Source organism: Bacillus sp. FSL L8-0528 (assembly GCF_038593085.1).
Lineage (GTDB): Bacteria > Bacillota > Bacilli > Bacillales > Bacillaceae > Bacillus > Bacillus paralicheniformis.
Map to the genome: position 1 here is coordinate 1,563,054 of NZ_CP151961.1, position 20,573 is coordinate 1,583,626.

Annotated in this window: 22 protein-coding genes; 13 read left to right on the plus strand and 9 right to left on the minus strand. The window is 46.0% G+C overall.

From position 1 onward, the window contains the following. Window positions 1-52: 52 nt before the first annotated feature. Complete coding sequence (locus MHI30_RS07980; protein ID WP_003181378.1) at window positions 53-184, minus strand: protein YkpC; 132 nt, start codon at window positions 182-184, stop codon at window positions 53-55. Between the two features lie 73 nt (window positions 185-257). After that, on the minus strand, window positions 258-1,265 hold the full coding sequence (mreBH, locus tag MHI30_RS07985) for a rod-share determining protein MreBH (protein ID WP_003181381.1): 1,008 nt from the start codon (window positions 1,263-1,265) through the stop codon (window positions 258-260). 305 nt (window positions 1,266-1,570) lie between these two features. Here mreBH and MHI30_RS07990 point away from each other — a divergent pair, with 305 nt between their 5' ends. From MHI30_RS07990 to ade, 4 genes are all read left to right on the plus strand, one after another. After that, the gene (locus MHI30_RS07990) at window positions 1,571-1,858 is read left to right on the plus strand and encodes an AbrB/MazE/SpoVT family DNA-binding domain-containing protein (protein WP_020451235.1); all 288 of its coding nucleotides are present in this window, start codon (window positions 1,571-1,573) and stop codon (window positions 1,856-1,858) included. 167 nt (window positions 1,859-2,025) lie between these two features. After that, window positions 2,026-3,363, plus strand: a complete 1,338-nt coding sequence (locus tag MHI30_RS07995; protein ID WP_075753031.1) for an ATP-binding protein — start codon at window positions 2,026-2,028, stop codon at window positions 3,361-3,363. Window positions 3,364-3,426: 63 nt separating this feature from the next. Then, the gene (locus MHI30_RS08000) at window positions 3,427-4,089 is read left to right on the plus strand and encodes a TrkA family potassium uptake protein (protein WP_020451237.1); all 663 of its coding nucleotides are present in this window, start codon (window positions 3,427-3,429) and stop codon (window positions 4,087-4,089) included. A gap of 127 nt (window positions 4,090-4,216) precedes the next feature. Beyond that, window positions 4,217-5,935: an adenine deaminase gene (ade, locus tag MHI30_RS08005; RefSeq protein WP_075753458.1), complete on the plus strand. Its 1,719-nt coding sequence runs from the start codon at window positions 4,217-4,219 to the stop codon at window positions 5,933-5,935. Window positions 5,936-6,191: 256 nt separating this feature from the next. On the opposite strand, the gene rnjA is transcribed toward ade, so the two are convergent. Together rnjA and MHI30_RS08015 are read right to left on the minus strand one after the other, a co-directional pair. Continuing rightward, complete coding sequence (gene rnjA / locus MHI30_RS08010; protein WP_065644050.1) at window positions 6,192-7,859, minus strand: ribonuclease J1; 1,668 nt, start codon at window positions 7,857-7,859, stop codon at window positions 6,192-6,194. Between the two features lie 4 nt (window positions 7,860-7,863). After that, window positions 7,864-8,073 (minus strand): DNA-dependent RNA polymerase subunit epsilon, encoded by a 210-nt coding sequence (locus MHI30_RS08015; RefSeq protein ID WP_020451240.1) that lies wholly within the window; start codon window positions 8,071-8,073, stop codon window positions 7,864-7,866. Window positions 8,074-8,470: 397 nt separating this feature from the next. Here MHI30_RS08015 and MHI30_RS08020 point away from each other — a divergent pair, with 397 nt between their 5' ends. Continuing rightward, complete coding sequence (locus tag MHI30_RS08020) at window positions 8,471-9,247, plus strand: Cof-type HAD-IIB family hydrolase (RefSeq protein ID WP_075753029.1); 777 nt, start codon at window positions 8,471-8,473, stop codon at window positions 9,245-9,247. 36 nt (window positions 9,248-9,283) lie between these two features. On the opposite strand, the gene def is transcribed toward MHI30_RS08020, so the two are convergent. Together def and MHI30_RS08030 are read right to left on the minus strand one after the other, a co-directional pair. After that, a complete protein-coding gene (gene def, locus MHI30_RS08025) occupies window positions 9,284-9,838 on the minus strand; it encodes a peptide deformylase (RefSeq protein ID WP_075753456.1) in 555 nt (184 codons plus the stop codon). A gap of 121 nt (window positions 9,839-9,959) precedes the next feature. Then, window positions 9,960-10,085, minus strand: a complete 126-nt coding sequence (locus MHI30_RS08030) for a YjcZ family sporulation protein (protein ID WP_075753027.1) — start codon at window positions 10,083-10,085, stop codon at window positions 9,960-9,962. Window positions 10,086-10,343: 258 nt separating this feature from the next. Between MHI30_RS08030 and MHI30_RS08035 the strand changes: the two genes are divergently transcribed. From MHI30_RS08035 to lpdA, 5 genes are all read left to right on the plus strand, one after another. Continuing rightward, on the plus strand, window positions 10,344-11,012 hold the full coding sequence (locus MHI30_RS08035; protein ID WP_075753025.1) for a YkyA family protein: 669 nt from the start codon (window positions 10,344-10,346) through the stop codon (window positions 11,010-11,012). A 397-nt stretch (window positions 11,013-11,409) separates the two neighbouring features. Next, window positions 11,410-12,525, plus strand: coding sequence for a pyruvate dehydrogenase (acetyl-transferring) E1 component subunit alpha (gene pdhA / locus MHI30_RS08040; RefSeq protein ID WP_075753024.1), 1,116 nt, complete (start codon window positions 11,410-11,412; stop codon window positions 12,523-12,525). Window positions 12,526-12,528: 3 nt separating this feature from the next. Further along, a complete protein-coding gene (pdhB, locus tag MHI30_RS08045; RefSeq protein WP_020451245.1) occupies window positions 12,529-13,506 on the plus strand; it encodes a pyruvate dehydrogenase complex E1 component subunit beta in 978 nt (325 codons plus the stop codon). A 159-nt stretch (window positions 13,507-13,665) separates the two neighbouring features. Further along, window positions 13,666-14,958, plus strand: a complete 1,293-nt coding sequence (locus tag MHI30_RS08050) for a dihydrolipoamide acetyltransferase family protein (protein ID WP_075753023.1) — start codon at window positions 13,666-13,668, stop codon at window positions 14,956-14,958. 4 nt (window positions 14,959-14,962) lie between these two features. After that, the gene (lpdA, locus tag MHI30_RS08055) at window positions 14,963-16,375 is read left to right on the plus strand and encodes a dihydrolipoyl dehydrogenase (protein WP_020451247.1); all 1,413 of its coding nucleotides are present in this window, start codon (window positions 14,963-14,965) and stop codon (window positions 16,373-16,375) included. Between the two features lie 90 nt (window positions 16,376-16,465). Here the strand turns inward: lpdA and MHI30_RS08060 are convergent, their stop codons facing one another. After that, window positions 16,466-16,846, minus strand: coding sequence for a hypothetical protein (locus MHI30_RS08060; protein ID WP_075753022.1), 381 nt, complete (start codon window positions 16,844-16,846; stop codon window positions 16,466-16,468). 375 nt (window positions 16,847-17,221) lie between these two features. Here MHI30_RS08060 and MHI30_RS08065 point away from each other — a divergent pair, with 375 nt between their 5' ends. Further along, complete coding sequence (locus MHI30_RS08065; RefSeq protein ID WP_020451249.1) at window positions 17,222-17,341, plus strand: GapA-binding peptide SR1P; 120 nt, start codon at window positions 17,222-17,224, stop codon at window positions 17,339-17,341. Between the two features lie 45 nt (window positions 17,342-17,386). Here MHI30_RS08065 and MHI30_RS08070 read toward each other — a convergent pair whose 3' ends face one another. After that, window positions 17,387-18,859, minus strand: a complete 1,473-nt coding sequence (locus MHI30_RS08070) for an aminotransferase class I/II-fold pyridoxal phosphate-dependent enzyme (RefSeq protein ID WP_142238609.1) — start codon at window positions 18,857-18,859, stop codon at window positions 17,387-17,389. Window positions 18,860-19,107: 248 nt separating this feature from the next. Here MHI30_RS08070 and MHI30_RS08075 point away from each other — a divergent pair, with 248 nt between their 5' ends. Next, entirely contained in the window at window positions 19,108-19,383 is a 276-nt protein-coding gene (locus tag MHI30_RS08075) for a UPF0223 family protein (RefSeq protein WP_075753019.1), read from the plus strand. A gap of 52 nt (window positions 19,384-19,435) precedes the next feature. Here MHI30_RS08075 and MHI30_RS08080 read toward each other — a convergent pair whose 3' ends face one another. Next, window positions 19,436-20,071: a DUF1054 domain-containing protein gene (locus MHI30_RS08080; protein ID WP_075753018.1), complete on the minus strand. Its 636-nt coding sequence runs from the start codon at window positions 20,069-20,071 to the stop codon at window positions 19,436-19,438. Between the two features lie 243 nt (window positions 20,072-20,314). Between MHI30_RS08080 and MHI30_RS08085 the strand changes: the two genes are divergently transcribed. Next, window positions 20,315-20,503, plus strand: coding sequence for a hypothetical protein (locus MHI30_RS08085; protein ID WP_003181425.1), 189 nt, complete (start codon window positions 20,315-20,317; stop codon window positions 20,501-20,503). Window positions 20,504-20,573: the final 70 nt, after the last annotated feature.

The following is a 20,573-nucleotide window of genomic DNA, read 5'->3' on the forward strand; positions in this document are numbered from 1 at the left end:
AATATTTGATTGAAAAGAAAAAAAGACGCAGCCCGGTAAGGCTGCATCTTTTTTAACGGTTGATTTTGGCCGTTTGGCCGGGGGGCGAGCTTGGCATGTTTGCAAGGGAGATGCTCATCCCCCCGAGAATAATACCGCTTAAAATAACGGTGATGGCCAGGCGTCTTCCCATATCTCTAAGCATGTTCTTCCTCCTTATCGTTTCTCCATTCCTCACGATATGAAAGAAGCAGGGAAAAAAGACGCAAAAACAAAAATTATTTAGCCGCTTTTTGCAATTTATCGATCACTTCAAGAGAGCGGCCCGTTCCGATGGCGACAGACTCGAGCGGATTTGCAGCCACATGCACGGGCACAACGATTTCCTGTGACAGCCATTCTTTGATGCCGTTCAATAGCGCGCCTCCGCCGGTTAAAATCACGCCCCGGTCGACAATGTCTCCGCTCAGCTCGGGAGGACAGTCTTCAAGCGTCGCTCTGATGGCTTCGATAATATGAAGGAGCGATTCGCGCATCGCCTTCTGAATCTCTTTTGATTCCAGGGTAATCGTTTTCGGCAGGCCTGTGACAAGGTCGCGCCCTCTGACTTCCATCGTTTTCGTCTCATGGTCAATCAATGCGTAGCCGATCTCGATCTTGACTTCTTCGGCCGTCCGTTCACCGATCAGCAGGTTGTATTTTTTTCTGACGAATGACACGATGTCTTCATCAAGCTGATCGCCGCCGATCCGGATCGAGTGGCATGAGACTACGCCTCCGAATGAAATGATCGCCACTTCTGTCGTGCCGCCACCGATATCGACGACAACGTTTGCGACAGGTTCATCGACAGGCAGATCTGCGCCGATGGCGGCAGCGACAGGCTCCTCTATCAAATGAACTTGCTTGGCTCCGCAGTTTTTGACAGCATCGCTGATCGCGCGCCTTTCAACCGCGGTTGAACCGGACGGCGTGCAGACGACGACGCTCGGCTTTCTGAACGTAAAGCCGATGTTCTTTCCGGCTTTTTTCATAATCTGCTTCAAGAGGTCTGTCGTCATGTCATAATCAGCGATGACTCCGTCTTTCATCGGCCTGACCGCGACGATTTTTCCCGGCGTCTTTCCGATCATGTTTTTGGCTTCTGTGCCGACCGCCAATACGCTCTTTGTTTCCGTATCCACGGCGACAACGGAAGGCTCATTTAAAATGATTCCTTTGTTTTTGCTGTAAACCAATATGTTAGCTGTGCCTAGATCAATTCCGATCTCGGTTGTTTGAAACATGTTTTCACCCAATCTCTATTTAAAATTTTTCCGAAAAACGAAATTTTCTTCGTGCTGAAAAAATGAATTTCATTTAAATTTTCTCAAATGATCGGCGGTTTTTGGGGGTTTGTGACGAGTTTGAAACCAATCTGTAAAATGCTGTCCTCATATTGACATGATGAGAAATTATTTCATTTTTATGACCGAATTTTTGTCAAAGAAACGTTCAATAAGGGAAACCTTTTTCAGTCTTCGTTCGTCTATCGTTATGCTAAGACAATATCTTAGAAAAATAGAAACAAAAGAGGAAGTAGGCGAAAGTTTTGAAAGCAATTGGAGTTGTGAGAAAAGTAGACGAACTCGGCCGAATCGTGATGCCGATTGAATTGAGAAGAGCTTTGGATATTTCGATCAAGGACAGCATCGAATTCTTTGTCGACCAAGATAAAATTGTCCTGAAAAAATATAAACCGCACGGTGTGTGCCTGATGACCGGTGAAATCACTTCTGAAAACCGCGAGTATGGAAACGGGAAAATTACGCTGAGTCCTGAGGGGGCTGAATTGCTTTTGGAAGAAATTAAAGCCGCCTTAAACGAAGTGAAAGCATAAGATTTGAAGCCCTTTATCAGAAGGGCTTTTTCTTGCACCGGCAGAAGATAAAACCGCCGTCACTGAAAAATTCAGCCATAGAGACGATAAATACTTCGAACAATCCTCTCAAATGTGGTGTAAAGAATGTTACAATTGACTGAGAAATACAAGTGGCAGGTGGGGGTATGAGAAGATATCAAGGACGAATCATTGCAACCGTGCTGGCAATGACTTTTATCATGTTTTGGAATTTTTTATTCTATGGGGTGTTGGGAAATAAAATCAATTGGACGGTTGATCTGCTGTTTACGCTGGTGACATTAATCAGCGTTTGGTGGCTCACGCTTTATATCGATGAGTCAAATCAGCTTGTCTATAAACTGAAGGAAAGCGAAAAGAAATATAAAGAGCTTTCCTCAGAAACCAACCGCATCATGGATAACCTTCAGGAAATCGTCTTTCAGACGGACCGGATAGGATACATTACATTTTTGAATCAGGCGTGGACAACGTTGACCGGATACAGTGTCGAAGAGAGCCTTGGAACGATGTACAACGATTATTTTGACCATGAAGAACGGATCTCGAATCACCTGATCGCCCAGCTGAAGAACAAGGAGCCTGAAGGCAGGATCGAGGTGCTCTACCATCGCAAAGACGGGAGCAAGTTCTGGGGCGAAGTTCACTATAAACTTTATTATAAAAACGGTCAATTTACGGGCAGCTTGGGGACGCTGACTGATGTGACAGAACGGAAAAAAGCGGAGATGGAACTGTTCAAGTCGAATCAGCGGCTCGCCATGCAGTCTCAGAAGCTGGCGATGGCCGGGCAGCTCGCCGCGGGGATCGCTCACGAAGTCAGGAATCCGCTGACATCGGTAAACGGATTTTTGCAGCTAATGAAAGCGGAATATCCCGACCGGAAAGATTACTTTGACATTATTTTCTCAGAGATTAAACGAATCGATTCTGTGCTCGGCGAACTGCTTGTTCTGGCCAAACCGCACCAGGTTCAATTTAAAAAGATCAACATCAATTCGGTTCTTCAGCAGGTTGCAACGCTTCTTGAGACCAACGCCGTGCTTTCCCACATTAAGATCGAAAAAGCGTTTCAGCACGGGGAGGAGTGGGAAATAAACGGTGATGAAAATCAAATCAAACAGGTATTCATCAATTTAATAAAAAACGGGATAGAAGCGATGCCTGACGGCGGAAAAATCACGATCTCCTCGGAGGTTGAAGGTGACTATGTGAAAATCAGCATCAAAGACGAAGGCGGCGGCATTTCCCAAGCCGATTTGGCAAAGCTCGGGGAGCCTTTCTTTTCAACGAAAGAAGAAGGGACGGGGCTTGGGCTGACGATTTGCCTGAATATTATCGGCGCCCACAACGGAGAAATGAAAATCGACAGCGAATTGGGCGAGGGAAGCACATTCCACATCCTGCTTCCGATCGACAAAGGGGCGGCATCCGAAGAGAACGATATTCAGCAAGGATGCTGCAGCTGCGCAACGATAAAATAAAAGAGGAAAAATTCCACTTCATATGATAGAATTTGTTCAGATTGACCCATGGAGGAATTACCGATGAAAAAAGAATTTGCAGTAATTGGACTCGGCCGGTTCGGCGGCAGCATTTGTAAAGCATTGAGTGAAGAAGGGCTTGAGGTAATGGCGATCGACAGAGATGAAGATCGCGTAAACGAATACGCAAAAATTGCATCACATGCTGTAATAGGAGACACTACAGACGAATCAGTGCTGAAAAACCTTGGGCTGCGCAATTTTGACCACGTCATTGTAGCGATCGGGGAGAACATCCAAGCGAGCATTTTGACAACGCTGATTTTGAAAGAGCTTGGTGTGAAAATGATTACTGTCAAAGCTCAAAACGATTATCACGAAAAAGTATTATCCAAAATCGGAGCGGACCGGATCGTTCATCCGGAGCGTGAAATGGGAAAAAGAATCGCCCACAACATCGTCTCCAACAATGTGCTTGATTATCTTGAACTTTCTGATGAACACAGCCTTGTCGAAATCGCAGCGAACGGAAAACTGGCCGGAAATACGCTGCTTGACCTTGATATCCGGGCCAGATACGGAATTAATATTGTCGCGATCAAGCGGGGGAAAGAAGTCATCGTATCTCCGCTTGCCACCGAAGAGATTCAAAAAGACGATATTTTAATCGTCATCGGCTCAAATCCTGACATCGAGAGATTTGAAAAAAAAGTCTTTCAACATTAAAATGCCATCGATCAGCCGCGGGAACCCCACAGCCCGCGGTTTTTTTGATCTTTTCATTGACTGTTTCAAACGATTCGGCTACGATATTGAACCATATCCATATAAAAAAGAGAGGGGACATATATCTTTGGACAAAGAGATGTTCATTCACCGGCTTGGCGCCGCCAGTCATCGCAAAAAAGCGGATACTGTAATTAAAAACGGAAAGATCATGGATGTTTTTAATCAGGAATGGTTGAAGACAGACATAGCTATCACAGACGGGGCCATCGTCGGTTTGGGCGATTATGAGGGGGAGAATACCATTGACGCAGAAGGACAAATGATCGTTCCTGGCTTTATCGACGGTCATGTCCACATTGAGTCTTCAATGGTGACGCCGCCCGAATTTGCCAAAGCGGTGATTCCCCACGGTGTGACAACCGTTGTCACCGATCCCCATGAAATCGCGAATGTCTCAGGAGTGAGAGGGCTTGAGTTCATGTTGGAGCAGGCTAAGATGACCAGGCTGAATATTCGTTTTATGCTCCCTTCTTGTGTGCCTGCGGCACCATTTGAAAAATCGGGTGCGGTTTTGAACGCTGCGGATTTACATCCTTTTTACAGCCGCGAAGAGGTGCTCGGGCTTGCGGAAGTGATGGACTATGTGGCGGTTGAAGCGGGAGAGCCGGATATGGTGCAAAAACTCATGGATGCCCATAAAGCGGACAAGCGGATCGACGGACATCTGGCCGGCTTGTCAGCCGGGTTCGTCAATGTCTACAGAGCGGCGGGCGTGCTGACAGACCATGAGGTCACAACACCTGAAGAGGCGCTTGAACGGGTCAGAAGAGGAATGTACGTCATGCTGAGAGAAGGCTCTGCGGCAAAGAATACACGTCATGTTCTGCCTGCGGTTAATGAGAAAAATGCGAGACGCTTCTTTTTCTGTACGGATGATAAGCATTTGGATGAACTGGTCGATGAAGGAAGCATTAACCATCAGGTCAAGCTTGCCATTCAAGAGGGACTTGACCCGTTTCTCGCATATCAAATGGGCAGTCTCAATGCAGCGGAATGCTTCGGGTTAAAGACGAAGGGAGCGGTCGCCCCGGGTTATGACGCAGACCTCCTTTTCATCAGCGATTTTGAGAACGTCAGCATTTCAAAGACGATGATCAACGGCGTGATCTGGAGCGGGGCAGAACAAAGCGAATGGACGGGCGGCAAAGCGGCAGCCGCTCTGCTCCAATCTGTCCATCTCCCTGATTTACATGCGAATGACCTGGAAATTCCGATCGTTCAAGGGAATGAAATCAGGGTCATTGACATTATCCCCAATCAGCTTGCAACAAAGCTGTCCCTGACCAAGCCGAAAAGCGGCGCTTTTCAGCCGGATCTGGAAAGCGATCTGTTGAAAATTGCAGTGATTGAGCGCCATCGCGGCGTTAAAGGAATCGGACTCGGCGTTGTCAGGGGATTCGGTTTAAAAGAAGGCGCCATCGCGACAACGATTTCTCATGATTCCCACAATTTAATCGCTGTCGGTACAAATGATCAAGACATCTTAAAAGCGGTTGAACGTCTCGGAGAAATCGGGGGCGGCCTCACCATTGTAAAAGGAGGGAAGGAGCTTCAATCCGTCGCTCTGCCGATTGCCGGCCTCTTGTCGGACAAACCGCTTGAGACGGTAAATGAAAGCTTAAAATCTCTTCATGCAGCATTAACGGAGACGGGATTTTCAGGAGCGTTTAATCCTTTTCTGACGCTTTCTTTTTTAGCGCTTCCTGTTATTCCCGACATTAAAATGACGACGGAAGGCTTGTTTGATGTTAAAGCGTTCAGGCATATCCCGATTCAACCATAAAAAAACGGATGCACACCGGTGCATCCGTTTCAGCGTGTCGAGAAACCCTCGCATTCGTTGTCAGGCCTGCGCGTCGGTGCTCACGAATTCCAACATTCGCTCCGCTCCGATGCTCGGCCTTCCTAGACTGCAAGGGTTTTCAATCACGCTGAGCTTAAAGGATAACAAAATCCCAAAACTAGAAGTCGTTTTGGGATTTTGTCAACAATCTAAAACGGATGCACACCTGTGCATCCGTTTTTTGCTAAAGCCGCGATTAGACTTCCATAATAATCGGAAGGATCATCGGCCGGCGTTTTGTTTTTTCATAGAGGAACGGAGCAAGCGTGTCTGTGATCTCGTTCTTAATTTCAGACCACTGCGTCGTTTTGCGCTCCATCACTTTTTTAAGGTGTCCTGCGATCAGATCCTGGGCGTCGTTGATTAAATCACCGGACTCTCTCATGTAAACAAACCCTCTGGAAATTAAGTCAGGTCCTGCGGACACTTTGAACTCTTTCATGTTGATGCTGACAACGACAATGACAAGCCCTTCTTCAGAAAGAATCCGGCGGTCGCGAAGCACGATGTTCCCGATGTCGCCGATGCCGCTTCCGTCAATATAGACATTGCCTGACGGGATTTTACCTGCGACTGAGGCTTCTTCGCTAGTCAAAGCAAGTACTTCGCCGTTGTCCATAATAAAGCAGTTTTCCTCAGGAATTCCGCAGTCTGTCGCCAGTTTGACGTGCATTTTCTGCATTCTGTATTCACCGTGAATCGGCATGAAAAACTTTGGCTTGATGAGGCGGAGCATCAGCTTCTGCTCTTCCTGGCCGCCATGTCCTGATGTATGAATGTTAGTCACAGCACCGTGGATGACATCGGCACCCGCCCGGTAAAGCTGGTTAATTGTGCGACTGACGCTGATTGTATTGCCCGGGATCGGAGATGATGAAAATACGACCGTATCCCCGGGATTGATGGAGATTTGCCGATGTGTGCCGTTAGCAATTCGAGATAGCGCAGCCATCGGTTCACCTTGGCTTCCGGTACAGAGAATCGTCACTTTGCCGGCAGGAAGCCTGTTGATTTCATTCGCTTCAACAAACGTATTTTTCGGACACTTAATATACCCGAGCGTTTGGCCGATTTCAATCGCCGACTCCATGCTTCGTCCAAATACGGCAACCTTCCGCCCGTTTGCAACAGCTGCTTCGATCACCTGCTGCAGGCGGTGGATGTTTGACGCGAAGGTTGCGAAGATGATCCGTCCTTCGACTTTTCGGAAAATATCATCAATGCTTTCTCCGACTTTGCGCTCTGACATCGTGAAATCAGGGATTTCACTGTTGGTGCTGTCAGAAAGCAGGCAAAGCACGCCTTCTTTTCCGATTTCGGCCATCTTGGTCAAGTTGGCGGGTTCGCCTACCGGTGTAAAATCGAATTTAAAGTCACCGGTATGTACGATGTTTCCTTGCGGTGTTTTTACGACAATCCCGTATGAGTCCGGAATGCTGTGGGTCGTCCTGAAAAAAGAAACCGACGTTTTTCTGAATTTGACGATATCGTCTTCTTCAATGATATGAAGTTTTGTTTGACGCAGCAGACCGTGCTCTTCAAGCTTCTTTCTGAGAAGGCCGATGGCGAGCTGCCCGCCGTAAACGGGAATGTTCACCTGTTTGAGCAGGTACGGTATTCCGCCGATATGGTCTTCGTGGCCGTGCGTAATAAAAAGACCTTTGATTTTTTCTTCGTTTTTGACTAAATAAGTGTAGTCGGGGATGACATAGTCGATTCCGAGAAGCTCGTCTTCCGGAAACTTAATCCCCGCATCAATGAGCACGATCTCGTCCTGGAACTGGACCCCGTACGTGTTTTTGCCGATTTCCCCAAGTCCTCCAAGGGCAAATACAGCCGTTTGATCATTTTTAACAAATTTCATGCATTCATAACTCCAATACTTTAAAATTTTCGCTTTGCTTTTCATATTCTAAAAAAGCGTCTTCAACTTGCTGTATAAACTCAATATTGTAGTTGTATTGTTTTAATTTAGATCTGACTTCACGTTCAGATTGAGCTTCCACAAAAATTGAATCTGTTTTTTCACGAACAGGTACTTCGTCATTGCTTGCTTGATAAAATACCTTATAGATCATCCAAATCTCTCCTTAACTGCCGATTGTTAGACTCATCTTTCTATTATATTCGAAATTGCCTCATAAGAAAAGCGCTTGAGAAAAAAAGGACCCTTCCACACGAGTGAGGTCCTTTTAGGCAATCGACTTTCTGCGCATCATGCCATTCAGCTGTTTTTTTAATTTTTTCCGCAGTCGGCGTAGCATACGGATTCCTCCTTTCTCTGACTTGTCCGGTCACTACCGTATCTCTTTAGTTCTATTATATGATGAATCCGTCTATTGTTACATGGATATTATTGGCATGTTGATTTTGTTTTGATTTTGGAGTGAAAAGGTTTTCTCGCGTACGCAGTTTTTGTATGATGGTACAGGAGAACCATCAATCATACTAGCTAAGGGAGAAGGATTCACTGCCATGGATAAAAAGCTGATTTTCTTTGATATCGACGGAACGATTTATGATCATGATAAACGTATTCCAGACACCGCGAAACAGGCTGTCTCCGATTTGAAAGCGCACGGCCATCATGTTTTCATCGCATCAGGCCGGGCGCCGTTTATGGTCAGGCCTGTGCTTGAAGAACTGGACATCGATTCTTTTGTCTCTTATAACGGACAATATGTCGTTTTTGAAGGAGAGGTCATTTATAAAAACCCCATTGCCGAACAGTCACTGGAAGCGCTGCTTGCCCATTCGGACAGCTGCGGCCACCCCCTCGTCTTCATGGGAGAAGAGGGAATGCGCTCTACAACTGCCGGCCATCCGTTCGTCCATGAAGGGATCGGCAGCTTAAAAGTCAATCCGCCGGAAGAGGATCGCGCCTATTTTAAAGGCAGGGACATTTTTCAGGTCCTCTTGTTCTGTACGCAAGACGAGGAAGAGCGGTACAGCCGGTTTCAGGAGTTTGATCTCGTCCGCTGGCACGAGCGCTCTACAGATGTGCTGCCTTCTGGCGGTTCGAAAGCGGAAGGAATCAAAAAAGTCATTGAAAAGCTTCCGTTCGACAGAGAGGATACTTACGCGTTCGGAGACGGTCTGAACGACCTCGAGATGATCGAGTTTGCGGGAACCGGAGTGGCGATGGGCAACGCTGTGCCCGAGCTGAAAAAAATAGCCGACTTTGTCACAAAGCCCGTCGATGAAGACGGCATTCAATACGCGGTAGAAGCCCTCGGGCTTTTGAAACCATAAAAAAACGGATCATGTCTGATCCGTTTTTTTGCGGCATTATCTGCCGACAGGCGTTGCGTTTTCGGGTTGTTTCAGCGGGTTTTCTTTGTCGATATGATCGTAAAACATAACGCCGTTTAAATGATCGATTTCATGCTGGAATACGATTGCCGGGAATCCTTTTAAGCGGATGTCGACGTTTTCGCCATCAAGTGTCGTTCCTTTGACACGGATCCGTTCATAGCGCGGAACATATCCGGGAATCGGTTCGTCGACGGACAGGCAGCCCTCGCCGCTTGTCAAATAGCATTTTTGAACAGAGTGGCTGACGATCTTCGGATTGAAAAGCGCATAGCTGTAAAGTGTCCCGTCTTCATTTTCGGCATGAACAGCGATCATTCGTTTATTGATATTAATTTGCGGAGCGGCTAGGCCGACACCAGGACGAAGGTTGTACTTTTGAGCGATTTCAGGGTCCTGGCTGTTTTTGACAAACTCGATCATGTCGCTCAGCTGTTTGATTTCTTCTTCGCTAGCCGGCAATTGAACTTCTTCGGCGACGGTTCTTAAAGCGGGGTGTCCGTCGCGGACAATGTTTTCCATTGTGATCAACATCTTCACTCCCAACGATTCATTATGTAAAGTATAGCGGATCTTGCTCTTTTCGCGCAATCTCTGTGCATGATAAAAATGACCAGCCAAAGGAGGCTGGTCATGACGGATTCATCAGGGGCTAGCAGCCTAAATAAGCGGCCCCTACAATAATCAGCAAAATAAAGAGAACGACGATCAAAGCGAATGTGCGGCCGTAGCCATAACCGCCGCCGTACCCGTATCCAGGGCAGCAATAACCGTACATATGAAGACCTCCTCCGTTATTTTACGCACAGCCTTTTCTTTTTGGTAGGCATGGCGTCTAATATAAATTATGTAAAAGTCCAACGGTTGTATAGTCGAATGCCCAACTTTAAGGAATTTTCCCTAAATGTTTTGGTCTAAAAGCGAAGGCGGCGGCATACCGATCTGATATCGGCTTGTCCATACGCTTTAGACTTCTGTTGTCAAACAAACGAATTCATTTTATAGTGGAATTTGTCGAGATTGGGGGAAGTTCAGAGTGAAATTTTCAAACATGCGGGTGCCGGCAGGCATCGTTGTTCTTTTCACGGCAGCATTTGTATTATCGGGCTGTCTCTGGAAAGATCCTGTCGAGTCTTTTCACGGCTCGCTGGAGAAGATCGTGGAATTGGAAGAGCCTTTTAAACGAGAGCAGGGTTCCCTTAAAAGTCTGGAAAAAGCCGAATCTAAGCTTTACGAGGAGATGATCAGGCTCAATATGGATGATTTTGACCGGATCGCTGCGCTCTCCGACAAAGCGCTGAAGACAGCCGGAAACCGTGAGAAGCACTTGAATTCTGAGAAAGAAAGCATAGACGAAGCAAAACAGGAGTTTGAAGCGAACAAAGCGTCGGCGGAAAAAATCGATGATCAGAAGGTCAGGAAAAAAGCTGAGAACGCTGCTTCTTTTATGGAAAAGCGCTACAAAGCCTACGACTCGCTTTATGACGCCTATCAGAACGCAATCGGCCTTGACAAAGAGCTGTACAAGCTGCTCAAAAACAAAGGTCTTGAACTGGATGACCTTGAGGCGCAGCTGAAAAAAATCAATCAATCGTATGACAAAGTGCTGAAAGAAAGCAAACATTTCAATGAGTATACAAAGGATTACAACAAAGCCAGAAAAGATTTTTACAAGGCTGCGGGGTTTGAGATGAAAGAGGGCTGAATATTCAGCCCTCTTTTTTCGACAAAATCTGTATTGCTATTGTAATACAGAATACTATCTATACTAGAACAGTTTGAAACAGTCTGGACAACGCTGAAACAGAAATTCAGTAAAGCGAATACATTTATTGAATTTCAGGAATGAAATCGATTGACGAGCATGATCGACTGGTGTAAACTTAGCCTTGGTGGAACTTGTTGTATTAGTTTGTCATAAACTATAAATGATACAGTTTTAGAACGCGTTGTGCTGTCCTTACATAAAAGTTTCGACAACCATCAAAGCGGCTAATAAGAAATAAATATGAGTTGCGCCCGTCAATTTAGGACACCCTAATTCTGTATGTATAAGGGATACACGTCTATGACTGTCAAAAGAAAGGAAGAGGTGACTTTATATGGCTGCAAAAACGAAAAAAGCAATCGTTGATAGCAAAAAGCAATTCGATGCCATTAAAAAGCAGTTCGAAACGTTTCAAATTTTGAATGAAGAAGGCGAAGTCGTTAATGAAGCGGCAATGCCTGATCTATCTGATGATCAATTAAAAGAATTAATGCGCCGCATGGTGTATACACGCATTTTGGATCAGCGTTCTATTTCTTTGAACAGACAAGGCCGCCTTGGCTTCTACGCGCCGACTGCCGGTCAGGAAGCGTCTCAAATTGCCACGCATTTCGCGCTTGAAAAAGAAGACTTCGTTCTTCCAGGCTACCGTGATGTTCCGCAGCTGATCTGGCACGGACTTCCGCTTTATCAAGCATTCTTGTTCTCTCGCGGACATTTCCGCGGCAACCAAATGCCGGATGATGTCAATGCGCTGTCACCGCAAATTATTATCGGTGCGCAATACATCCAGACGGCTGGCGTTGCACTCGGCTTGAAAAAACGCGGCAAACAGGCTGTGGCGATCACTTATACTGGAGACGGCGGTGCTTCCCAAGGTGACTTCTACGAAGGAATCAACTTTGCCGGTGCGTATAAAGCTCCAGCTATTTTCGTTGTTCAAAACAACCGCTATGCGATTTCTACACCTGTTGAGAAGCAATCAGCAGCTCAAACAATCGCACAAAAAGCTGCGGCTGCAGGTATCGTCGGCGTTCAAGTAGACGGCATGGATGCACTTGCTGTATACGCTGCGACACGCGAAGCACGCGAGCGCGCTGTAAACGGCGAAGGCCCTACCCTGATCGAAACGCTTTGCTTCCGTTACGGTCCTCATACTATGGCCGGTGACGACCCGACGAAATACCGTACGAAAGAAATCGAGAATGAGTGGGAGCAGAAAGATCCGCTTGTCCGTTTCCGCAAATTCTTGGAAAACAAAGGACTTTGGTCTGAAGAAGAAGAAAACAAGGTAATTGAAGAAGCGAAAGAAGAAATCAAGCAGGCGATCAAAAAAGCTGACGAAGAGCCGAAGCAAAAAGTGACCGACCTGATCGACATCATGTATGAAGAGCTTCCTTACAACCTTGCAGAACAAAAGGAAATTTATAAAGAGAAGGAGTCGAAGTAAGCCATGGCGCAAATGACAATGATTCAAGCAATCACTGATGCGTTACGCACAGAACTGAAAAATGACGAAAATGTCTTAGTTTTCGGAGAAGACGTCGGTGTTAACGGCGGCGTGTTCCGTGCGACTGAAGGATTGCAAAAAGAGTTTGGTGAGGATCGCGTATTTGACACTCCTCTTGCTGAATCTGGTATCGGCGGCCTTGCACTCGGCTTAGGCTTACAAGGCTTCCGTCCTGTAATGGAAATTCAATTTTTCGGCTTTGTGTACGAAGTGATGGACTCAGTTTCCGGACAAATGGCACGGATGCGCTACCGTTCCGGCGGCCGCTGGACTTCACCAGTGACAATCCGCTCTCCGTTCGGCGGCGGTGTTCATACGCCTGAACTTCACGCGGACAGCTTGGAAGGACTCGTTGCACAGCAGCCTGGACTTAAAGTCGTCATTCCTTCAACTCCGTACGATGCTAAAGGACTTTTAATCTCCGCGATCCGCGATAATGATCCGGTTGTCTTCCTTGAGCACATGAAACTTTACCGTTCATTCCGTCAGGAAGTTCCTGAAGAGGAATACACAATTGAAATCGGCAAAGCCGATGTAAAACGCGAAGGAACAGACCTTTCCATCATCACATACGGAGCGATGGTTCACGAGTCATTAAAAGCTGCGGAAGAGCTTGAAAAAGAAGGCGTATCTGCTGAGGTTGTCGACCTTCGCACAGTCAGCCCGCTTGACATCGACACGATCATCGCATCTGTGGAAAAAACAGGCCGCGCGATCGTCGTTCAAGAGGCGCAAAAACAGGCTGGAGTGGCTGCAAACGTTGTTGCCGAAATCAACGACCGCGCGATTTTGAGCCTCGAAGCTCCGGTGCTTCGCGTCACTGCTCCTGATACTGTATTCGCATTCTCTCAAGCTGAAAGCGTATGGCTTCCGAACCATAAAGACGTGCTTGAAACCGCGAAAAAAGTTTTGGAATTTTAATTAGAACTGAACAATAAGGGAAAAGCTGATATCAGCCTTTTTCCCTTCATGCATTTCCACAGTCAGTCGGAGAAACTGTAGCCGTCTACTGACAGTCAGCCTAAACAAACAGGCTGACCACTATATCAACTACGTAATAATCTTAGGAGGTCGAAAACTGTGGCATTTGAATTTAAACTTCCGGATATCGGGGAAGGAATCCACGAAGGCGAAATCGTGAAATGGTTCGTCAAGCCAAACGACGAGGTAAACGAAGACGACGTTTTGGCAGAGGTCCAAAACGATAAAGCAGTTGTAGAAATTCCTTCACCTGTTAAAGGAAAAGTATTAGAATTAAAAGTTGAAGAGGGAACAGTCGCAACCGTTGGGCAGACAATCATCACATTTGATGCACCAGGTTACGAATATCTTCAATTCAAAGGCGACGAATCAGGCGAAGCGAAAGCGGAAGAAGCTGACAAACAAGAAACTGATGCACCAGCAGAAGCAGCGGAAGCAAACGAGCAAGCGGATGCAGATCCGAATAAGCGCGTTATTGCAATGCCATCTGTACGCAAGTATGCCCGCGAAAAAGGCGTTGATATCGTGAATGTTTCAGGTTCCGGCAAAAACGGCCGCGTTCTGAAAGAAGATATCGACAGCTTCTTAAACGGAGGAACTGCCGGAAACGCTCAGGCTGCTCAAGCTGAAGAAAAAGCAGAGCCTGCTGCACAAAAACCTGCAGCGGCGGTTCAAGTGCCTGAAGGCGAATTCCCTGAAACACGCGAGAAAATGAGCGGAATCCGCAAAGCCATCGCAAAAGCTATGGTCAACTCAAAACATACCGCTCCACACGTTACACTTATGGACGAAGTCGATGTGACAAACCTTGTCGCTCACCGCAAGCAGTTTAAACAAGTTGCGGCTGATCAAGGAATTAAGCTGACTTACCTGCCTTACGTGGTAAAAGCTTTAACATCAGCTCTGAAAAAATATCCAGTCCTGAATACATCAATTGACGACAATACAGATGAAGTGATTCAGAAGCATTACTACAACATCGGTATTGCGGCAGACACTGACAAAGGCCTGCTTGTGCCGGTCGTTAAAAATGCGGACCGCAAAGCTGTTTTTGAGATTTCAAACGAAATCAACGAACTTGCGACAAAAGCACGCGAAGGCAAACTTGCTCCTGCTGAAATGAAAGGCGCTTCTTGCACAATTACGAATATCGGCTCTGCCGGCGGTCAATGGTTCACACCGGTTATCAACCATCCGGAAGTTGCGATCCTTGGAATCGGCCGCATCGCTGAGAAAGCTGTCGTTCGTGACGGCGAAATCGTCGCTGCACCTGTTCTGGCTCTTTCTCTAAGCTTCGACCACCGTATGATCGACGGCGCAACTGCACAAAACGCATTAAATCACATCAAGCGTTTGCTGAACGATCCACAATTAATTTTAATGGAGGCGTAATGTAATGGTAGTAGGAGATTTCCCTATTGAAACAGATACTCTTGTCATTGGTGCGGGACCTGGCGGCTATGTAGCTGCCATCCGCGCTGCTCAGCTTGGACAAAAAGTAACAATCGTTGAAAAAGGCAATCTTGGAGGCGTATGTCTGAATGTCGGATGTATCCCTTCAAAAGCGCTGATCAATGCAGGCCACCGCTATGAGAATGCAAAGCATTCTGAAGAGATGGGGATCACTGCTGAAAACGTAAAAGTTGACTTTACAAAAGTTCAAGAATGGAAAGCCTCTGTCGTTAATAAGCTTACCGGCGGTGTTGAAGGCCTTCTGAAAGGTAACAAAGTCGACATCGTAAAAGGCGAAGCGTACTTTGTAGACAGCAATTCTGTACGCGTGATGGATGAGAATTCAGCTCAGACTTACACGTTCAAAAATGCGATCATTGCAACAGGTTCTCGCCCTATCGAATTGCCAAACTTCAAATATAGCGACCGCGTACTGAATTCAACAGGCGCGCTTGCACTGAAAGAAATTCCTAAGAAGCTCGTTGTCATCGGCGGCGGCTACATCGGAACTGAGCTCGGTACTGCATATGCAAACTTCGGCACTGAAGTTGTCATTCTTGAAGGCGGAGAAGAAATCCTTCCAGGCTTTGAGAAGCAAATGAGCTCTCTTGTCAAACGCAACCTGAAGAAAAAAGGCAACGTTGAAATCCATACAAAAGCTATGGCTAAAGGCGTAGAAGAAAAAGCTGACGGCGTAACCGTTACGTTCGAAGTGAAAGGCGAAGAGCAAACGATCGATGCGGACTACGTACTTGTCACTGTCGGCCGCGTTGCAAACACGGACGAGCTCGGACTTGAACAAGTAGGCGTTGAAATGACGGACCGCGGCATCATCAAAACGGACAAACAATGCCGTACAAACATTCCGAACATCTATGCGATCGGTGACATCATCGAAGGTCCTCCGCTTGCACATAAAGCTTCTTATGAAGGTAAAATCGCTGCTGAAGCGATTGCCGGAGAAGCAGCGGAAATCGATTATCTCGGAATTCCTGCGGTCGTCTTCTCTGAGCCTGAACTTGCATCTGTGGGTTACACTGAAGCACAGGCTAAAGAAGAAGGTCTTGCAGTGACTGCAGCCAAATTCCCGTTTGCTGCAAACGGACGTGCGCTGTCATTAAACGAAACTGATGGTTTCCTTAAACTTGTAACACGCAAAGAAGACGGCTTAGTCATCGGTGCACAAATTGCCGGAGCAAGCGCTTCTGACATGATTTCTGAGCTGAGCTTGGCAATCGAAGCAGGCATGACTGCTGAAGATATCGCCATGACAATCCATGCTCACCCTACATTGGGAGAAATCACAATGGAAGCTGCAGAAGTTGCCATTGGCATGCCGATTCACGTTGTAAAATAATTAAAAGAAAAACCCCCAGCAGGGGGTTTTTTTATGTATTCTAGCAATAGCTCAAGACAGAAAATCCCCTTGCACATACACAGGGGATTTTTAATGCTTCAATTCTTTTTGAAGAAGCTTTACAATTTTATCTTTATCTTTTATTTTTCCTTCAATTTTAACCAGTACTTTTTTATCATGAACAAGCAGCAAGCTGGGAAAGATTTTAACCTCTTTTTTCCACGGGCCTTTCTCATGTGAAATTTCCATATTTGAAACCTGTTCGGGAAATTCTTTTTTTAAATCCAAAAGCGCATCATAGTAAGCCACTTCCTGCCCCATATGCTCGTCATCGGAAAAAAAGATGAGCTTGAGGTGGCGTTGGTTGGCGCTTTGCTGCTGCTCATGGTCAGGCATGATGTGAGATAAAGAACATCCACTCGTAAAAAAAAGGAAACAAATTGCGGCGGTGAATATCGCTCGAAACCACATGACGTCTCCTCACCTCTCTATATAATGAAGCCGATTTTTCTGTTCGATTAGTAAACAATTCCTATTTTATCATGATAATTGAAATAATCTTTCGTTGTTACCCATTTGTTACACAATTGATAACTGCTGTTTTATTTATGAGACGTTGTAGATTGAACGGATTTGATGGGTACATAGTCGGGATCAGCAGGGAAGCGTTCTGCATAAGCTTTAAGCAGGAATACATATATAACATGAATGGCCCTTTTTTGAAAAAAGAGCAAAATTGATTTAAATGTGTTATACAATTAACCGTTGACAATATTAATGTGACATAATATTATAAGGGTAACAAATTTAAACGCTTCCATTTTGAAAAGAAAAGGGGAATGAAAGATGGGCACGATCGTTTGTCAAGACTGCAATGAAACCATTCAGCATTTTGAAGATGAGAAAGTGACGATTCTTTACGGAACGTGCGGACAGTGCAACTGCCATCTTAGAGAGGAAGAATAGAAAAAAGCATGCGGCCATTTACAGTGCCGCATGCTTTTATATTTTTTAAAGGATTGCTTGCTGTTCTTTAATGACGCGGATCATATGGAGGGTGTCATCTTCAGGTCCCTGAACAGGCAGCCCTGCTTCCAGGTTCTTTTCGATGTAGTTGATATTATCCTCGGTAATGATCTCGCCTGGAATGAAGATCGGTATCCCTGGCGGATAAACCATCACAAATTCGGCAATGATTCTGCCAGCGGCTTTTTTAAACGGAATGATTTCCGTATTTGCATAAAAAGCGTCACGCGGTGTCATTGCAAGCGCCGGAATGTTTGGCAGAAGCACTTCAGGCTTGCGTCTGTTTTCCGCAGCAGAGGCGGCCTGCTGAGCGATGTCGGTTAAACCTTTGATCAGCGCATCCGCATCCTCTTTCCGGTCTCCCGGTGTAAAAATGCACAGGATGTTGTATAAGTCAGAAAGCTCCACTTCGATTTGACATGACTCGCGCAGCCATTTTTCCACATCATGCCCGGTCAGGCCGAGATCTTTCACAGATATGATCAATTTGGTCGGATCATAATTAAAAGCCGCTTTGGAGCCGAGGATTTCCCTTCCGACGCATGAAATACCGTTGATATCATTGATGCGATCCCTTGTTTCATCAGCGAGCTTAATCGTTTGTTCGATCAGTTCGTGTCCCTCTGTGGCTAAGCGTTTTCTTGCGACATCAAGTGAAGCGAGCAATAAATAGGAGGTCGATGTCGTCGTCAGCATGCTTAAAATCGATTGAACTCTTTCTTTTGAAACAAGACCTTCTTTCATATTGAGAATCGAGCTCTGTGTAAGGGATCCTCCGAGCTTATGAACGCTCGTCGCCGCCATATCCGCTCCGGCCTGCATGGCCGAAAGAGGCAGATCTTCGTGGAAATGGATGTGAACGCCGTGTGCTTCGTCAACAAGCACAGGGACATGAAATGAATGAGCCAGCTCCACGATGCTTCTTAAGTCTGCAGCTATGCCGAAATAAGTCGGATTGATAACGAGAAGCCCCTTTGCGTCAGGATGCTCAAGCAGCGCTTTTTTCGCTGATTCAGGGGTGATTCCGTGTGAAATTCCCAGCTCATCGTCAATTTCCGGATGGATGAAAATCGGTACTGCGCCTGAGAAGACGATTGCTGACATGACCGATTTATGAACATTTCTCGGCACGATGATTTTGTCTCCGGGGCCGCATACGGCCATGACCATCGTCATGATGGCGCCGCTCGTTCCTTGAACGGAAAAAAACGTGTAGTCGGCTCCGAATGCTTCAGCCGCCAGATCCTGCGCCTGTTTGATGATTCCTTTCGGTGCGTGCAGATCGTCGAGAGGCTCGATATTGATTAAATCTATGCTTAATGCGTTTTCTCCGATAAACGCCCTGAATTCAGGGTCCATCCCGGAGCCTTTTTTGTGCCCGGGTATATGGAACTGGATCGGGTTTTTGCCGGCGTGTTTTTTTAATCCGGTATATAGGGGTGTTTCGTGCTGCAACAATTGTTTTCCCACCTTCATGATAAACCTGCTATTTCCTTAAAGACTATTCTTTATCAAAAATCGTTGAGTTATTTTGCGTTTTTGCTTGATGGCATAAAACAAATGAATTATATTATGTTCTTGAAAGAATGTAAAGAACATTTTATCATCTTTAAGGCTTCTCTGTCCCTTTGGATAGTCGCAAAAAAGAAAACCAATACTAAAGCCAAACAAGCCGTCAGGGCGAACTGCACAAGGAGATGAACCAAATGGAAGAAGGATACCAATATCCGATGAATGAAGACTGGAGCACAGAGGAAGCGATAGACGTCATATCGTTTTTTCAGACGATTGAGCTTGCTTATGAAAAAGGCGTAGAGCGCGATGTATTAATGAGTGCTTACCGCCGCTTTAAAGAAATCGTTCCGGGAAAAGCGGAGGAAAAAAAGCTCTGCAGCCAGTTTGAAGAAGCGAGCGATTACTCTCCGTATCAGGCAGTCAAAAAAGCAAAGGAACAAACGGAAGATACGAAAATTAAAATGTAATGAGAAAATCCAAAACAAAAAGGGATGGGCACAACAGGCCATCCCTTTTTGTTCAAACCGATACTTTCTGCGTCAGGCGGTAAAGGAAGGCGAGCTTTTCAAAAGCCGCTTCGATTTCGGATAGAAACGCCTCTTCGCTCATTTGCAGCACTTCGTCCTTTGCAAGCTGAATACCGCAAAGCGCTTCTGCTTTCTTCACGTTGACGAGCCGTTCAAACAGGTTCTCCAGCTCTTTATCGCCCATCTCAGACTGTCTTATGACGCCCGGTTTCGTATGATCGGCCGACCAGACAAAACGGTTTGGAATGTTGCTTTCAATGTCCGGCAGATGCTTTTTAAACAGCTGGCCGTATTCCTGCTTGAGAGGAGACTCATAGATCAATGCAAACCATACGAACACGTGGGTTTCCCATAAACCAATTTGGAAATGGGGCAGCTTTTTATAGCCGCGCTTATTGTTTGCGAAAGCAACCCAGCTGTCGTCCGGCGGATTGACCGAGCGGCGCGCGTGCTTTGCGACGTGGACAAACATTTCGTCTCCTGTCAATGCGGACAGAACAGGCGCAAAATGATCGCCGAGCCCTTCAAGTTTCGGGCGCACTGTTTCTATCAGAACGTTCATCCGCGCATCTAAACCTTCTATTGTAAATGTACGAAAATCCTCTTCAGTAAAACGCAGACTGCTCATTGTGTTCCTCCTTGTCCAATCAGTAAAGATATTGTATCACAGTCGGCTTTTCAAACAAAAAATTACGTTTCGCTTCGCGGATTTTGGGGAATCGTTAGGTAAACACACAATTTTTAGAATAACGTTGCGAATGTTTGAGCACTTCATACGATATGAATAAGAAATTAATATAAATCACGCTTAGGACTAAAACCAGAAGGATTCTCTTTGACATCAATTTTCTCTGGAGGGGGCGTAGGGCACATGAAACCAATTGTGAAACAAGGATTGAAAGAGGAAAAAGACAATCGGGCCGCTGTTTGGAGGCTTGAGGTCGACTATGAACTTGCAACGCTTTTTGAAGCCATGGAAAAAAAGGATGAAACCCAAATCGAGTTGAGCAAGCGCAAACTGGAACGACTCAGAAAAGAATGGATTAGATTACATGGTTGAAACCATAATAAAAACGAACCGTTTGAGAGGTTCGTTTTTATCTGGGCCGCCTGATCATTTGTCATTTTTC

What these genes read in the sequence shown, in the direction of transcription:
- MHI30_RS08085 (WP_003181425.1), top strand. Translation starts at nt 20,315, where the DNA reads ATGAAACCAATTGTGAAACAAGGATTGAAAGAGGAAAAAGACAATCGG.
- MHI30_RS08060 (WP_075753022.1), bottom strand. Translation starts at nt 16,846, where the DNA reads ATGTGGTTTCGAGCGATATTCACCGCCGCAATTTGTTTCCTTTTTTTT.
- lpdA (WP_020451247.1), top strand. Translation starts at nt 14,963, where the DNA reads ATGGTAGTAGGAGATTTCCCTATTGAAACAGATACTCTTGTCATTGGT.
- MHI30_RS08065 (WP_020451249.1), top strand. Translation starts at nt 17,222, where the DNA reads ATGGGCACGATCGTTTGTCAAGACTGCAATGAAACCATTCAGCATTTT.
- MHI30_RS07995 (WP_075753031.1), top strand. Translation starts at nt 2,026, where the DNA reads ATGAGAAGATATCAAGGACGAATCATTGCAACCGTGCTGGCAATGACT.
- MHI30_RS08000 (WP_020451237.1), top strand. Translation starts at nt 3,427, where the DNA reads ATGAAAAAAGAATTTGCAGTAATTGGACTCGGCCGGTTCGGCGGCAGC.
- MHI30_RS08020 (WP_075753029.1), top strand. Translation starts at nt 8,471, where the DNA reads ATGGATAAAAAGCTGATTTTCTTTGATATCGACGGAACGATTTATGAT.
- pdhA (WP_075753024.1), top strand. Translation starts at nt 11,410, where the DNA reads ATGGCTGCAAAAACGAAAAAAGCAATCGTTGATAGCAAAAAGCAATTC.
- MHI30_RS08015 (WP_020451240.1), bottom strand. Translation starts at nt 8,073, where the DNA reads ATGATCTATAAGGTATTTTATCAAGCAAGCAATGACGAAGTACCTGTT.
- MHI30_RS08030 (WP_075753027.1), bottom strand. Translation starts at nt 10,085, where the DNA reads ATGTACGGTTATTGCTGCCCTGGATACGGGTACGGCGGCGGTTATGGC.
- MHI30_RS08075 (WP_075753019.1), top strand. Translation starts at nt 19,108, where the DNA reads ATGGAAGAAGGATACCAATATCCGATGAATGAAGACTGGAGCACAGAG.
- mreBH (WP_003181381.1), bottom strand. Translation starts at nt 1,265, where the DNA reads ATGTTTCAAACAACCGAGATCGGAATTGATCTAGGCACAGCTAACATA.
- MHI30_RS08080 (WP_075753018.1), bottom strand. Translation starts at nt 20,071, where the DNA reads ATGAGCAGTCTGCGTTTTACTGAAGAGGATTTTCGTACATTTACAATA.
- pdhB (WP_020451245.1), top strand. Translation starts at nt 12,529, where the DNA reads ATGGCGCAAATGACAATGATTCAAGCAATCACTGATGCGTTACGCACA.
- rnjA (WP_065644050.1), bottom strand. Translation starts at nt 7,859, where the DNA reads ATGAAATTTGTTAAAAATGATCAAACGGCTGTATTTGCCCTTGGAGGA.
- MHI30_RS07980 (WP_003181378.1), bottom strand. Translation starts at nt 184, where the DNA reads ATGCTTAGAGATATGGGAAGACGCCTGGCCATCACCGTTATTTTAAGC.